This is a genomic window from Streptomyces justiciae (assembly GCF_015163075.1).
Classification (GTDB): Bacteria; Actinomycetota; Actinomycetes; order Streptomycetales; family Streptomycetaceae; genus Streptomyces; species Streptomyces justiciae.
This window is the reverse complement of sequence record NZ_JADDXU010000005.1, coordinates 530615-545194: the sequence shown is the minus strand read 5'-3', so window position 1 is coordinate 545194 and position 14580 is coordinate 530615. Positions and strand designations below refer to the sequence as shown.

General features: G+C 71.9%; 10 protein-coding genes. 2 read left to right on the top strand and 8 right to left on the bottom strand.

Going from position 1 to position 14580, the window contains the following annotated elements; all coding sequences use genetic code 11:
• Positions 1-75: 75 nt before the first annotated feature.
• Together IQ210_RS17790 and IQ210_RS17785 are read right to left on the bottom strand one after the other, a co-directional pair.
• Complete coding sequence (locus tag IQ210_RS17790) at positions 76-3081, bottom strand: putative bifunctional diguanylate cyclase/phosphodiesterase (RefSeq protein WP_194079975.1); 3006 nt, start codon at positions 3079-3081, stop codon at positions 76-78.
• Positions 3082-3498: 417 nt separating this feature from the next.
• The gene (locus tag IQ210_RS17785; protein WP_194079974.1) at positions 3499-4461 is read right to left on the bottom strand and encodes a 2-hydroxyacid dehydrogenase; all 963 of its coding nucleotides are present in this window, start codon (positions 4459-4461) and stop codon (positions 3499-3501) included.
• 78 nt (positions 4462-4539) lie between these two features.
• Between IQ210_RS17785 and IQ210_RS17780 the strand changes: the two genes are divergently transcribed.
• Both IQ210_RS17780 and IQ210_RS17775 read left to right on the top strand, forming a co-directional pair.
• On the top strand, positions 4540-5538 hold the full coding sequence (locus IQ210_RS17780; protein WP_194079973.1) for an aldo/keto reductase: 999 nt from the start codon (positions 4540-4542) through the stop codon (positions 5536-5538).
• Between the two features lie 459 nt (positions 5539-5997).
• Positions 5998-7152 carry a PQQ-dependent sugar dehydrogenase gene (locus IQ210_RS17775; protein ID WP_194080031.1) on the top strand — a complete coding sequence of 385 codons (1155 nt, stop codon included), beginning with the start codon at positions 5998-6000 and terminating at the stop codon, positions 7150-7152.
• 59 nt (positions 7153-7211) lie between these two features.
• On the opposite strand, the gene IQ210_RS17770 is transcribed toward IQ210_RS17775, so the two are convergent.
• The 6 genes from IQ210_RS17770 to IQ210_RS17745 all read right to left on the bottom strand — a co-directional run bounded on the left by IQ210_RS17770 (position 7212) and on the right by IQ210_RS17745 (position 14515).
• Positions 7212-7412, bottom strand: a complete 201-nt coding sequence (locus tag IQ210_RS17770) for a DUF6191 domain-containing protein (RefSeq protein WP_194079972.1) — start codon at positions 7410-7412, stop codon at positions 7212-7214.
• Positions 7413-7451: 39 nt separating this feature from the next.
• Positions 7452-10496, bottom strand: a complete 3045-nt coding sequence (locus tag IQ210_RS17765) for a helix-turn-helix transcriptional regulator (RefSeq protein ID WP_194080030.1) — start codon at positions 10494-10496, stop codon at positions 7452-7454.
• A gap of 221 nt (positions 10497-10717) precedes the next feature.
• Positions 10718-10903, bottom strand: a complete 186-nt coding sequence (locus IQ210_RS17760) for a hypothetical protein (RefSeq protein ID WP_194079971.1) — start codon at positions 10901-10903, stop codon at positions 10718-10720.
• A 198-nt stretch (positions 10904-11101) separates the two neighbouring features.
• On the bottom strand, positions 11102-11695 hold the full coding sequence (locus IQ210_RS17755; RefSeq protein ID WP_194079970.1) for a hypothetical protein: 594 nt from the start codon (positions 11693-11695) through the stop codon (positions 11102-11104).
• Positions 11696-11730: 35 nt separating this feature from the next.
• Positions 11731-12303, bottom strand: coding sequence for a GNAT family N-acetyltransferase (locus IQ210_RS17750; protein WP_194079969.1), 573 nt, complete (start codon positions 12301-12303; stop codon positions 11731-11733).
• Positions 12281-14515, bottom strand: a complete 2235-nt coding sequence (locus IQ210_RS17745; RefSeq protein ID WP_194079968.1) for an MMPL family transporter — start codon at positions 14513-14515, stop codon at positions 12281-12283. The genes IQ210_RS17750 and IQ210_RS17745 overlap by 23 nt, the downstream gene beginning before the upstream one ends.
• Positions 14516-14580 lie beyond the last annotated feature (65 nt).

The window sequence follows — 14580 nt, the reverse complement described above, 5'->3', positions numbered from 1 at the left end:
TCAGCCGACGCGCTTTCCAAGTACGAGAATTCGGGTGCGCATGGCACTGACCCTCCCCCCGGCGCACACCACGTGTCAAGTGGGTGGGACGGGAGTCTCATTATGTGAGCGAAGGGCACTTCCGCCTCCGAGGACCGCGGTACCGCCCCCGAGGACGGCCGTGACACCACTTGTGTACACCCCGGAGCCGCCGCCCGCGAACGCCGGCTCGGCCGGTCCGTGCGGTACGGGGAAGTGGCCGGAAGTGAGCGCCCGGCGCAGCCGGTACTCGTCCAGCGGCCCGGAGAACGCCATCCCCTGGCCGTGCGTGCAGCCCATCGCCCGCAGCGCCACGACCTGCTCCGGCAGGTCCACCCCGTCGGCCACGGACTGCAACCCCAGGTCACCGGCGATCCTGAGCAGCCCGCTGGTGATCTTGTGCAGCCGCGCGGACTCCACCACCCCGTCGACCAGGCTGCGGTCGAGCTTGAGCACGTCCACGGGGAGTCTGCGCAGGGCCGTGATGGCCGCGTAGCCGCTGCCGAAGCCGTCGAGCGCGATCCGGACACCGAGCCTGCGCAGCGCCGCCAGCCGGCGCTCCAGCTCGTCCAGGGAGACCCGGGGGTCGGTCTCGGACAGCTCGATCAGCAGCGATCCGGACGGCAGTCCGTGCCGGGTCAGCAGCGCCTCGATCGAGCCGGGCGGCAGCGAGCGGTCCAGGAGCCGGCGGGCGCTCATCCGGACCGTCACCGGCACGGCCACCCCGGTCCCGGTCCGCTCGGCGGCCTGCTCCACCGCCTCTTCGAGCATCCAGCGGCCCAGCTCGGCGGTCTTGTCGCTGTCCTCGGCGACCCGCAGGAACTCGGCGGGCGTGAACAAGACGCCCTGCGAGGAACGCCAGCGCGCCTGGGCGGCGACCGAGGTGATCCGGCCGTCCTCCAGACACACCACCGGCTGGTGCAGCAGCGCGAACTCGCCGTCGTGCAGCGCGGCACGCAGCCGGGTGGCCAGTTCCGCCTTGCGGACGACGTCCTGCTGCATCTGGGGCGCGTACAGCTCGACGCGGCCCTTTCCGGCCGACTTGGCGCGGTACATCGCGAGGTCGGCATTGCGCAGGATCTCGCCGGCGCCGAGGCCCGGCTCGGAGAAGGCGACGCCGATGGAGGCGGCGACGCGGACATCGTTGCCGTCGATGAGGTAGGGCTGGGAGAGCGTGATCCTGAGGCGGTCGGCGAGCTCCAGGATGTGACGTTCCCTGGCGGAGCGGTCACGGGTGCCGTCGCCGACGATCAGGGCCGCGAACTCGTCGCCGCCCAGCCGGGAGGCGGTGTCGCCGTGCCGGACCGCGTCCTGGAGTCTGCGGGCGGCCTGGACGAGCAGCTCGTCCCCGGCCTGGTGCCCGATCGTGTCGTTGACGGCCTTGAAGCCGTCGAGGTCGATGAAGAGAACGGCGGTGCCGCGGTCGGAGGAGCGGCGGCCGGAGAGGGCCTGCTGGACGCGCTTGGTGAACAGGGCGCGGTTGGGCAGGTCGGTGAGCGGGTCGTGCTCGGCGTTGTGCTGGAGCTGCGCCTGGAGGCGCACTCTTTCGGTCACGTCCCGGCTGTTGAAGATGAGGCCGCCGTGGTGGCGGTTGACGGTGGACTCGACGTTGAGCCAGCCTCCGTCGCCGGACTTGAAGCGGCACTCGATGCGGGTGGTGGGTTCCTCCAGCGGGCTGGCGGCGAGGAAGCGGCGCACCTCGTGCACCACGCAGCCCAGGTCCTCCGGGTGGATGAGATTGGCCAGTTCCGTACCCACCAGTTCCTCGGCGGAGCGTCCGTAGACCCCGGCGGCGGCCGGGGAGACGTACCGGAGGATGCCGTTGGGGGCGGCGATCATGATGACGTCGCTGGAGCCCTGCACCAGGGAGCGGAAGTGGCTCTCCTTCTGGGCCAGTTCCTGGGTGAGGGTGATGTTGTCGAGCAGCATGATGCCCTGGCGCACCACGAGGGCGAGGACGACGGTGCCGCAGGTGAGCAGGACGACGCGGTCGACGCTGCGGCCGTTGAGCACGTTGTAGAGGATGCCCAGGGTGCAGACGGCGGCGGCGAGGTAGGGCGTGAGGGCGGCGAGGGAGCCGGCGATGGGCCGGGCGGCCGGGTACCGGCTGTGATCACCTCCCTGGGCCGGTGCGGGCGGGTGGTGCTGGATGCCGCGGCGCTGCCTCGGCAGGTGTTCGTGGACCACGCGCGTGTGCGGCTCGTCGTCCACCTGCCCGTGCCGCGGTGCGACCCAGGGGGCGTACGCCAGGAGCAGGGAGCCGGCGAACCAGCCCGCGTCCAGCAGCTGTCCCGAGCGGTAGTTGTTGTGCAGCAGCGGCGAGGTGAACAGGGCGTCGCACATAACGGTCAGGGCGAGCGCGCCGATCGCGGTGTTCACCGCGGAGCGGTTGACCGCCGAGCGCCGGAAGTGCAGCGCGAGCACCATGCTGACCAGGGCGATGTCGAGCAGCGGATACGCCAGCGACAGCGCGGTGTGCGCGACGCTGGGACCCTCGGACTTCGCCGCCTGGGCGAGCGCGAGGCTCCACGACAGCGTGAGCAGCGAGCCGCCGATCAGCCAGGCGTCGAGCGCGAGACAGACCCAACCGGCCTTCGTCACCGGCCTCTTGGCGAGGACCAGCAGGCCCACGATGGCGGGCGGGGCGAAGCACAGGAAGAACCCGTCGGCGTAGCTCGGGCTCGGCACGGGCCGCTCCAGGACGACCTCGTACCACCCCCAGACGAGGTTGCCGAGGGAGGCCATGGCCGAGGAGAGCGCGAACAGCAGCCAGGCCGGTCGAAAGCGGATGCGGCGTCGACGGGCGTAGAGGAAGCAGGACACGGCGGCGATGCCCGCCGCGGCGCTCAGCCCGAAGTCGCCCATGATCAGGGCGAGTTCGTCCGAACCCCAGCCGAGCGCGGAACCGACGGCGTATCCCGCGCAGATCAGGGCCAGGACGAGTTGGTGGACCAGACTCGCCCCACCGCCGGCGGACGGCGGGCGGGACAGCAGCACCCCTGGCGAAGGCCGGTCCCGCAGCGCTCCGTTGAGGGTGGTCGTGGGGGGCGGCGGCGAGCTCACCGGACCCTCCAGGTCCGCTGTGCCCCGGGGTCCAGCGGCTCCCGAGTCGCTGGATGCGCATGCCTTTTGCGGCCGCTGTGCCTGCGGTGGTGATGGCTGTGACGGCAGTTGTGGCTGCCGTGGTGACCGCGTCTGCGCGCGGCCGTGTGCCAGGGTCGCCGCCGGCTGCCCCGCCGCGTCGGATCGTTCGTCCATAGGCCGTGCATCGCCCGTCGCCCCCCTCACAGTCTGAAATGTCCATCCCCGGCGCCGAACGGTGCGCGGCGCAGCCCCTGTCGGGACGATACACCAGTCTCGTCACTCAGGGACATAGTTCCTCTACGCTCCGTGACGACCAGCGGCGTTGTGAGCACGGACCGCGTCCGGAAGGTTGCGGAGGGTACCGGAAGCGGATTACGCGCTTGTTGCCCGGAGGACTCAGGCCCTTGTGGGACCCGTCGTAAGGATCACGTTGCGCAGGGGCTCCTGGTTCACGAAACGCCCCAACTGATCCACCAGCAACCGTTTTGCGCGCGGCAGGAAGGCGGACGTGGGCCCGCCGACGTGCGGGCTGATGAGCACGCCGGGCGCCTGCCAGAGCGGGTGTCCCTTGGGCAGGGGCTCGGGGTCGACGACGTCCAGGGCGGCGGTGATGCGGCCGGTCTCCAGCTCGGCGAGGAGCGCCTTGGTGTCGACGACGCCTCCGCGCGCGACGTTCACAAGGAGGGCACCGTCCTTCATCCGGGCCAGGAACCCGGCGTTGACCAGGCCACGCGTGGAGTCGTCGAGCGGCGTGGAGAGGATGACGACGTCCGCGTCGGGGAGCAGGGCGGGCAGGTCGGTGAGCGGGTGCACCGGCCCGCGCTCCGTGGTGCGCGCGGAGCGCGCGACGCGCGCCACCCGCGCGACCTCGAACGGCACGAGCCGGTCCTCGATCGCGGCGCCGATGGAGCCGTACCCGACGATGAGGACGTTCTTGTCGGCGAGCGCGGGGTGGAAGTCGCCCTGCCAGTGCTCCTGTTGCTGGGCCCGTACGAAGCCGGGGATGCCGCGCAGGGAGGCGAGGGTCAGGGTGAGGGCGAGCTCGGCGGTGCTCGCCTCGTGCACCCCGCGCGCGTTGCACAGCCGTACGCCGGGGGCGATGTCGGACAGCTGTGCCATGACGTCGTCGACGCCGGCGGTGAGCGTCTGGACGAGCTGGAGGTTGCGCATCTCCTTCAGCGGGCGGACCTTGACGGGCTGCCGCTTCATGTACGGCACCACATAGACGACGCAGTCGGCCGGGTCGCCCGGGAACTCCTGCTCCCCTGTCTCACCCCCGTCCCAGAACAGGTAGTCGGGGCCCTCGGGGAGCCCCGCGATCTCGTCCGGCGGGATGGGAAGCCACACGTCAGCGCTCATGGTCACGAGGCTATGTCAGGTGCGTGAGGACGCAGAGGTTAGGTTGTGGGGTGCCGGAAGAGGGAGGGTCACGAGCAGGTGGAGCGCAGGACGATCGGCGCGGGGGCACTCGCGGTGGGGGCCGTCGGACTCGGCTGTATGCCGATGAGCTGGGCGTACAGCGGGTCACGGCAGCGGGGCGAGGAGTCTCTGCGGGCCGTGCACACAGCGCTCGACGCGGGCACGACGCTCCTGGACACGGCCGACATGTACGGCCCGTTCACCAATGAGCTGCTGGTGGGGCGGGTGTTGAAGGAGCGGCGCGCGGACGCGTTCGTGTCGACCAAGGTCGGCCTACTGGTGGGCGAGCAGCACATCGTGGCCAACGGCCGCCCCGGGTATGTGAAACGGGCGTGCGACGCCTCACTGCGGCGCCTCCAGACGGACGTCATCGACCTCTACCAACTCCACCGCGCCGACCCCGAGGTGCCGGTCGAGGAGACCTGGGGCGCGATGGCGGAGCTGGTGCAGGCCGGGAAGGTGCGGGCGCTGGGCTTCTGCGCGATGGGGGCGCGCGGCGGCCGCCGCTCCGGGGCCCGTCTGCACGACGCGACGATCAGGCAGCTCCAGCGGGTGCAGCAGGTCTTCCCGGTGAGCGCGGTGGAGGCGGAGCTGTCGGTGTGGTCGCCTGAGGCGCTGGAGTCCCTGCTGCCGTGGTGCGAGGCGCGGGGCGTCGGCTTCCTGGCGGCGATGCCGCTCGGCAACGGCTTCCTGACCGGCACGCTGACGCCCGGCGAGGGCTTCGAGCCGGACGACCTGCGCGCCCGGCACCCCCGCTTCACCGCCGAGATGATGGCCGCCAACCAGCCGATCATCGCGGGCCTGCGCCGCACGGCGACCCGCCACGGCGAGCACGTCACGCCCGCCCAGGTGGCCCTCGCGTGGGTCCTGGCCCAGGGCCCCCACGTGATCCCGGTCCCGGGCACCAAGCAGGAGCGGTGGGCCCGGGAGAACGCCGGCGCGGCGGCGCTACGACTGTCGCCCCAGGACCTGGCGGAGGTGGGGGAACTGCCGGGGGCGCTGGGATCATGGGACTGAGACCCGCGACACGCGACAGCCAGCCCTGAGAGGACGACCGGCCACACCGGACCTGAGCCACGGCCCGGACGCTGCGGGAGACAGGGCCGAGACGTGGCCGATCAGGCGGCCGTACGGCTGCGAGGGCCCGGGGCGGGCAAGGCGTGGTTACTCAGACCGCCGCCCGGCACGAGGAGCCCAATCCGGGCGAGCCGTGGTCGATCAGGTCGCCGTACGGCTGCGAGGGGCCCGGGGCGGGCGAGGCGTGGTCGATGCTGCCACCCGGCGCGAGAGGCCCAGGCCGGGCAAAGCGTGGTCGATCAGGCCGACGCCCGGCGCGAGAGGCCCGGGGCTGGGATCGTGGGGTTGTGGGGGGCTTCGTGCATCGGCTCGTGGAGATCGGGAACCCGCGAGGCGCGAGCGGTGTATGAAAAGGAGAACCCGCCGCGTCGAAGGGACCAGATCGTGCAACGTCGAGTTGTGACGGCCGTGTTGGCCGCGACCACGCTCCTGCTGACGGCCGGCTGCTCCTCCGACGACGGCGGTGAGGGCCCGGCCGGAGGCGGTGCGACGCCGGGGGGTACGACGTCGAAGTCCGCGTCCTCCCCCACCCGACAGGCCGCCGAGGAGACGCCGCCCGCGAAGGGCTCGGTGAAGGTGCTGCGTACCGTCGCCACCGGCCTGGACACCCCCTGGGGCCTGGCCCCGCTGCCCGACGGCGACCTCCTGGTCTCCTCCCGGGACAAGGCGACCATCACCCGGGTCGACGCGGAGACCGGGAAGAAGACGGAGCTGGGCGAGGTCCCCGGAGTGTCCCCGGCGGGCGAAGGCGGTCTGATGGGCCTGGCCCTCTCCCCCGACTACGCCTCGGACCACATGGTGTACGCCTACTTCACCTCGGCCTCCGACAATCGCATCGTCCGCATGCTGTACGAGGAGAAGAAGCCGTCCGGCGAGCAGCTGGGAGCGCCGGACACGGTGTTCAAGGGCATCCCGAAGGGCTTCGTCCACAACGGCGGCCGGATCGCGTTCGGCCCCGACAAGATGCTCTACGCGGGCACCGGCGAGAGCGGGAACACCGGTCTGTCCCAGGACAAGAAGTCCCTCGGCGGCAAGATCCTGCGCCTGACCCCGGAGGGCGAGCCGGCTCCGGGCAACCCGTTCCCCGGCTCCCCGGTGTACTCCTACGGCCACCGCAATGTGCAGGGCCTCGCCTGGGACACCAAACAGCGGCTCTTCGCCTCGGAGTTCGGCCAGGACACCTGGGACGAGCTGAACGCGATCAAGCCCGGCGACAACTACGGCTGGCCCGAGGCCGAGGGCAAGTCGGACGACTCGAGCTTCCACAACCCGATAGCCCAGTGGGCCACGGACGACGCCTCCCCCAGCGGCATCGCCTACGCCGAGGGCTCGATATGGATGGCGGGCCTCAAGGGCCAGCGCCTGTGGCGCATCCCGTTGAAGGGCACGGAGGCCTCCGCCGACCCGCAGTCCTTCCTGAAGGGCGAGTACGGCCGGCTGCGCACGGTGGTGTCGGCGGGCGGCGACAAACTGTGGCTGGTCACCAGCAACACGGACGGACGGGGGAACCCGAAGGACGGGGACGACCGGATTCTGGAGCTACAGGTGAGCTGAGCCTGAAGCCGCGGGTGAGCTGAGCCGGAGCGGCCAGTGAGCTGAGTCGGCGGGCGCCCTCACTCGTCCTCCGGCACCTCCTCGGATGCCTCCGCCTCGGTCTCCGGCCGGCGTATGAGGACCTTCCCGGACGAGAGGTCTATCGGCCCATGTCCCGGGTCGCCGTCACCGACATCGACCCGGGTCAGTTCCAGTCGGTTCTGTTCGTCCCGGGTGTGTTTCCGACCGGGTTGGAACAGCTCCTCGAAGGGGTTGAACACAGGACCTCCCTAGGCCGGCGTCGCTTACAGCGTAAAACGTCACCCCGCCGTCCGACTCGAGAGCCGCTCGGCGGGGAACAGCCCCAGCCGGTGGGCCACCGCGGCCGCCTCGCCACGCCCCGAGACACCGAGCTTGGCGAGGATGTTCGACACATGGACGCTGGCCGTCTTCGGGGAGATGAAGAGCTCCTCGGCTATCTGCCGGTTGGTGCGGCCGGCGGAGACCAGGCGCAAGACGTCGCGTTCCCGGCCGGTGAGGCCAAGGGCCTCGGCCTGGTCGGTGGGGGCCGGGGTCTGCTTCGGGGCGTGGGTCAGGCCCAGGCGGGCGCGCTGGGCGAGCCGGGCGACGGCGTCGGCGAGCGGGCGGGCGCCGAGGTGCTCGGCGACGGCATGGGCGAGGCGGAGCAGTTCCGTGGCGCGGTCGCGCTCGTCCTCGCCGCCGACGGAGAGGAGGGACTCGGCGAGGCGGTGGCGGACGCGGGCGAGGTCGTAGGGGCGGTCCAGGGTCTCGAAGGCGGCGGTGACAGCGGCCCAGTCGTCGGGGTCGCTGTGGCCCTCGGCGCGCCGGAGTTCGGCGCGGACCCAGTGCTCGTAGGCATGCCAGACGGGCACGTTGGTGGCGAGGGTCTTGGCGGCCTTGCGGATGTCCTGGAGGGTCTCGGCGCGGCCGGTCTCGGTGGCGGGCAGGCCGAGCGCGTCGGCCTCCGCGGTGGCGGCGGTCAGGAGCAGGGGCCAGGCGTAGCGCTGGGTGTCGGGCGGGAAGCCCTCGTCCAGGGCGCGGCGGAGGGCGGTCCGGGCGTCCAGGAGGCGGCCTTCGGCCGCGGTGGCGCCGATGGTGATGCGGGCGAGGGGGAGTTCGTGCTGGGGTGCGCGGTCGTGGGTGCCGAAGTGGCCGCGGGCCGCGGCGAGTTGGTCGGCGCATTCGGCCAGGTCGCCGCGGGCGAGGGCGAGTTCGGCGCGGAGGGTGGCGCGGAAGCCGCGGGGTATCGCGCTCTGGCCGACGTGTTCCGACTTGCCGGCGGCCGTGGCGGCCTCGTCCCAGCGGCCGAGGCTGAAGAGGGACTCGGCGAGGTTGCCCCAGACCCAGGCCTCGCTGTCGAGGAGGCCGAACTTCCGGGTGTGGGCGACGCCCTCCTCCAGGATGGGCACGGCTTCGGCGGAGCGGCCGACGGCTTCGAGGGCGTCGGGCAGGTTGACGTAGACGCGGGCGGCGATGGCCGTCATGCCGTTCTCGGTGGTCTGGCGTCGGACCTCGTACATCTCCTCCAGGCCGGCTTCGAGGTCGCCGGCGTGGACGATGAGGCTGCCGAGGGTGAGCCGGGCGCTCATCTCGATCTCGCGGGCGCCGACCATGCGCGCGTACTCCACGGCCCGTTCGGCGGCCGTGAAGGCCTCGGGGCCGGGGACGTGCACCATGGACCAGTTGGCGACCTGGGCGAGGACGTCGGCGTGCACCTCCGAGGGCGGCAGGCCGCGGACCAGGTCCTGGGCGGTGGCCAGTTCCTGCCAGCCGTTGCCGCGCGCGAGCGCCTGCACCAGCCGGGAGCGCATCACCCAGAACCAGGCGGCGCGCACCGGGTCGCCCTCCTCCTCCAGCAGGTGCAGGGCCCGTTTGGTGATCTTCAGGGCGCGTTCCCGCTCCCCGGCGAGCCGGCCGGCGACGGCGGCCTCGGCCATCAGGTCGAGATAGCGGAGCGGGGTGGTGGCGGGGTCGCAGCCGCAGGGAGGGAAGGCTTCGGTGTAGTCGACGGGGCGCAGGTCGGCCCGGACGTGCTCGGGGGCGGTGTCCCACAGCTCCATCGCGCGTTCCAGGAGCCGGAGTTGTTCGGAGAAGGCATGCCGGCGGCGGGCGGTGACGGAGGCGTCCAGGACGGCGGGCAGGGCCTTGGCGGCGTCATGGGCGTGGTACCAGTAGCTGGCCAGCCGCATGACCCGGGCGTCGGCCGGGACCAGGGTCGGGTCGGCCTCCAGGGCCTCGGCGTAGCGGCGGTTGAGGCGGGAGCGTTCGCCGGGCAGCAGGTCGTCGCTGACGGCCTCGCGGACCAGGGAGTGCCGGAAGCGGTAGCCGTCGCCGTCCGGGGCGGCGCTGAGGATGCTGGCGTTGACGGCGGCGCGCAGGGCCTCGATGAGGTCGTCCTCGGCAAGCCGGGCGACGGCGGCGATGAGCCGGTACTCGACGGTGGAGCCGCCTTCGGCGACGATCCGGGCGACCCGCTGGGCGCTCTCCGGCAGCCCTTCGACCCGTACGAGGAGCAGGTCGCGCAGGGAGTCGGTGAGGCCGGTGCAGCAGCCCTCGTGGGAGGCGACGGCGAGTTCCTCGACGAAGAAGGCGTTGCCGTCGGAGCGTTCGAAGATCTCGTCGACCTGGGCCGGGTCGGGTTCGGCGGCGAGGATGCCGGCGATCTGGCGGCCGACCTCGGTGTGGTTGAAGCGGCCGAGTTCGAGGCGGCGGACGGTGCGGAGGCGGTCGAGTTCGGCGAGCAGGGGGCGCAGCGGGTGGCGGCGGTGGATGTCGTCGGCGCGGTAGGTGGCGACGACGACGAGGCGGCCGGTGCGCAGGGTGCGGAAGAGGTAGGCGAGGAGGTGCCGGGTGGAGGCGTCGGCCCAGTGGAGGTCCTCCAGGGCGACGACGACGGTGCGGTCGGCGGCGACGCGTTCCAGGAGGCGGGCGGTGAGTTCGAAGAGGCGGGCCATGCTCTGCTCGTCATGGCGTCCGGCGGGGGCCTCGCCCAGTTCGGGCAGGAGCCGGGCCAGTTCCTCCTCCTGGCCGGCGGCCGCGGCGGCTAGCTCCTCGGGCAGTGCGCGGCGCAGGGCGCGCAGGGCGGTGGAGAAGGGGGCGAAGGGCAGTCCGTCGGCGCCGATCTCGACACAGCCGCCGAGGGCGACGACCGCGCCCCGGCCGCAGGCGGTGGTGGCGAACTCCTCGACGAGGCGCGTCTTGCCGACCCCGGCCTCACCGCCGATGAGCAGCGCCTGGGGCTCCCCGGCGGCGGCGCGGGCGAGCGCGTCGTTGAGGGTGCCGAGCTCGTCTGCACGGCCGACGAACACGGGACTGACGGACCTGGTCTCCACGGGCCCGAGCATCGCACGCGGGTCCGACAGCGCGGCACCGGTTTTCGCGGAGGACGCGATCTTGACTCCGGCCACGATCGAAAACTCCTCCGCCGTAACGCCCTCCGACGCCGCCCCGGCGTGCGGGACGGCGTCGGACTTCAGTGATGCGTCGGTTTTCAGTGATGCCACGGTTTTCAGGAGGACGGCCGCGTCCGGTGTCCGGGTGCGGCCGTCCTCCCTCCCCCCGGCGCTCATGCGGTGCGCAGGAACCGGTGCCGGCGGGAGCGCCCGGTATGCACCTCGCTCTCCGCTTCGCGGCGGGCTGCCTCACGGCGGGCGGCGCGGCGGCCCTGGACGGCCTCGCGGACGAGACGGTCCTGCTGGGCCTGGCGGATCAGGTCGTCGGAACGGAGCTGGGAGAGCTCGTACTCATACATGGTGTGGGTCCCTTGTGAGATTCGGTTTCGTGCTTCGCTTTCTGCGATGCCTCAACCTTCGTCTCCAAGGCGGGTGCGCCACATCGGGAGAGTTCCGCATCTTCGGCGGCCGCTGGGACCTTAGACGTGCGTGAGGGGCCTCAGAACCTGCCTAAGGTGCTTACGGCAGTTCTAAGACCCCTCGTGAACTGCGACGACTCAGCTCGTGGACGGCAGTCCGAGCAGGACGTCGGTGTACTTGAGGACGGCCAGGAGCAGGCCGATGACGCCGAGCGCGACGCCCGCCCAGGAGACCGACTTGATCCAGGCGGCCTGCGGCTTGCCGGGCGCCCCGAAGGCGGGCCGGGCCAGCACGAAGACACCGACGAGCAGCGCGGCCAGCGCGAAGAGGCCGCCCCACAGCGCGGTGGTGTGCCAGGCGTCGCCGTAGACCTCCTTGACCTGCTTGGCGACGCTCGCGGTGGACGAGGTCTGCAGCTGGCCTACGAGGGTCTCGCGGGCGGAGGCGACGGTGGCGATCCAGCCGCCGGTGAGCGAGACGAGGCCGAGCGCGGCGGAGACGACGGCGGCGGCGCCCTGGCCGACGCCGGTGGGCCCTTCGGAGTCGTCGCCGGCAGCGCCATCGAGCACCTCGTGGTCCTCGTCGCTCTCGTCGGTCACCGCGTCGGCCGCGGTGGTGTCGTCGTCGGTCGGGTCGGCCTTGGTGAGGTCGGTGGCGGTCACCGTCTCCTCGTCGGCCTTGGTCTCGGGGCCCGTCGCGGCCCCGGTCTCGTCAACAGTCTTCGTTCCCATGCTCCGCACCGTACGGAGCGAGTCTGAGAGGTCTCTTAATGATCGTTGTGAGCGGCCCGCGCGCGTGCCGCACGCCACTCGGGTGCCAGCACCGACCAGACCTCGAGATCGTGCCGCACCCCACGATAGGGATGCGCCTGCCGGTGCACCCCGTCCCGGGTGAGCCCCAGGCGCCGGGCCACGTTCAGGCTGGCGGTGTTGCCGGAGGCGGCGATCCATTCGACGCGATGGATGCCGCGTTCCTCGACGATCCAGTCGATGAGCAGCCGCATCGCCCGGGTGATCAGCCCGCGTCCGGTGGCGGCGGGCTCCAGCCAGCAGCCGACCTCGGCGTTGCCCTGAGCGGCGTCGAAGTTGAGCGTGAGGACGCCGCCGACGAGCTTTCCGTCCAGCCAGATGCCGTGGTAGCCGCCGGTGTCGTCGGCGCGCATCTGGGCGTAGCGCTGGAGGGTCGCCCGCGCGGAGTCGACGTCGACCACCTGGGAGCCGAAGGCGATGAACTGCCCGATGAACTCCCGGCCCCGCTCCAGGTTCGCCAGGAAGTCCTCGGCGTGCCAGGGTTCCAGCGGCCGCAGTTCCGCCCCGTCACCCAGCGATATCGCGTACATCCTCGTCCCGCTCCTTCTCCAGCTCGGCCACGACGTCCTCCACCCTTTCACGGGGCGCACGGCACTCGGGCGGCTCGATGCTGATGCGGGGCATCCGGCGGTCCAGCCAGCGCGGCAGCCACCAGTTGGCGCCGCCGAGCAGATGCATCAGGGCGGGGACGAGGAGCGTACGGAGGACGAAGGCGTCCAGGGCGACCGCGGCGGCCAGCGCGATGCCGAACATGGCGATCACGCGGTCGCCGCTGAGGACGAAGGCGAGGAAGACCGAGATCATGATGACCGCGGCGGAGTTGATGACCCGGCTGGTCTCGGCGAGCCCGACCCGGACGGCCCGCCGGTTGTCACCGGTCTCCAGCCACTCCTCGTACATCCGGCTGACCAGGAACACCTGGTAGTCCATGGAGAGCCCGAACAGCACGGACACCATGATCACGGGGAGGAAGGGCTCGATCGGCCCGGCCCTGCCCAGGCCGAGGAGCTCGCTCCCCCAGCCCCACTGGAAGATCGCGACGACCACGCCGAACGCGGCGGCCACGGCGGCGACGTTCATCGCGGCGGCCTTCAGCGGAATCCCGACAGACCGGAAGGCGAGCAGGAGCAGCAGGCAGCCGAGCCCGATGACGACCCCGACGAACAGCGGCAGCTTGCCGACGATCACGTCGGCGAAGTCGTCGTACGACGCCGTCACCCCGCCGACCTGGATGTCGAGGGCCGAGCCGGTCTCGGCGCGGGGCAGCACCTCGGTGCGCAGCCGGTCCACGAGGTCGCTGGTCTGCTGGGACTGCGGGGACGAGGTCGGGATGATCGTGAAGTACCCGGTGTCGCCGCCCGCGTTGTAGGTGACCGGGGTCACGGAGGCGACGCCCTCGGTGGTGCGGATGGTGGCGTCGAGGTTGTCGAGGAGCAGCTTGTCCTCGGCGCTGTCGACGTGGGTGACGAGGGTCAGCGGGCCGTTGACGCCGGCGCCGAAGCCGTCGGCGAGGAGGTCGTAGGCCTGGCGGGTGGTCGACGAGGTGGGGTTGTTGCCCTGGTCGGAGGTGCCTAGGCGGAGTCCCAGGGTGGGCAGGGCCAGGACGGTGATGACCACGAGGGCGATCGCGCCGAGCAGCTTGGGGTGCCGCTCGACGAACGCCGACCAGCGGGCGGCGAGCCCGGTGGGCAGCTCGGGCTGGGGTCCGTGCTCGGTCAGGTGCCGCCGTTCGCGCCGGCTCAGGGCGCGCATGCCGATGAGGGACAGCAGGGCGGGCAGCAGGGTGACGGAGGCGGCGACGGTCAGGACGACGGTCAGCGAGGCGGCGATCGCGACGCCGTTGAGGAAGCTCAGCCGGAGGATCAGCATCCCGAGCAGGGCGATGCAAACGGTGGCACCCGCGAACACGACGGCCCGTCCGGTGGTGGCGACGGCGTTCTGGATGGACTCGGCGACGTCCAGCCCGCGTTTCAGCCCGCGCCGGTGTCTGGTGACGATGAACAGGGCGTAGTCGATGCCGACGCCGAGCCCGATCAGCATGCCGAGCATGGGCGCGAAGTCGGCGACGGTCATGGTGTGCCCGAGCAGCACGATGCCGGCGTAGGCGGTGCCGACGCTGACCAGCGCGGTCGCGATGGGCAGCAGCGAGGCGGCGAGCGAGCCGAAGGCGAGGAACAGCACGAGCGCGGCGACGACCACCCCGACGACCTCGGCGACATGCCCGCCCGAGGACTCGGTGAGCGCGATGGCGCTGCCGCCCAGCTCCACCTGGACCCCATCGGACTCGGCACCCTCGGCCGCCTTCACGACGGCCTCCACCTGCGCCTTGTCGAGGTTCTCCGTCCGCTCCTCGAAGGTGACGGTCGCGTACGCCGTACGGCCGTCGGAGCTGATCTGCGCGCTGTTCTGGGTGTCGTACGGGCCGACGACGGACGCCACTCCGGGCAGGTCGGCGATCTTGTCGAGGGTCTGGGTCATGGTCTGCTCGACGGCGGCGGCGCGTACGCCGCCGGTGCCGGACGCGGTGTGCCAGACGACGGTGTCGCTGTCCCCGCCGAGCCGCGGGAACCCCTCCTGGAGCAGCTGGGTGGCGCGGCCCGACTCGGTGCCCGGGACCTCGTAGTCGTTGGAGTACGCGGAGCCGGTGAGCGCGGCGGCCGTACTGACTCCGCCGAGGGCGAGGAGCCACAGCAGAACGACGACGAGTCGTCGTCGGACACACCAGCGCGCGAGGGCTGCCACGTTGCTGCTCCCAGAGGTGAATTGTGGATCTTTGACCGGGAACAGTCGTTCAAATGGTGAACAGC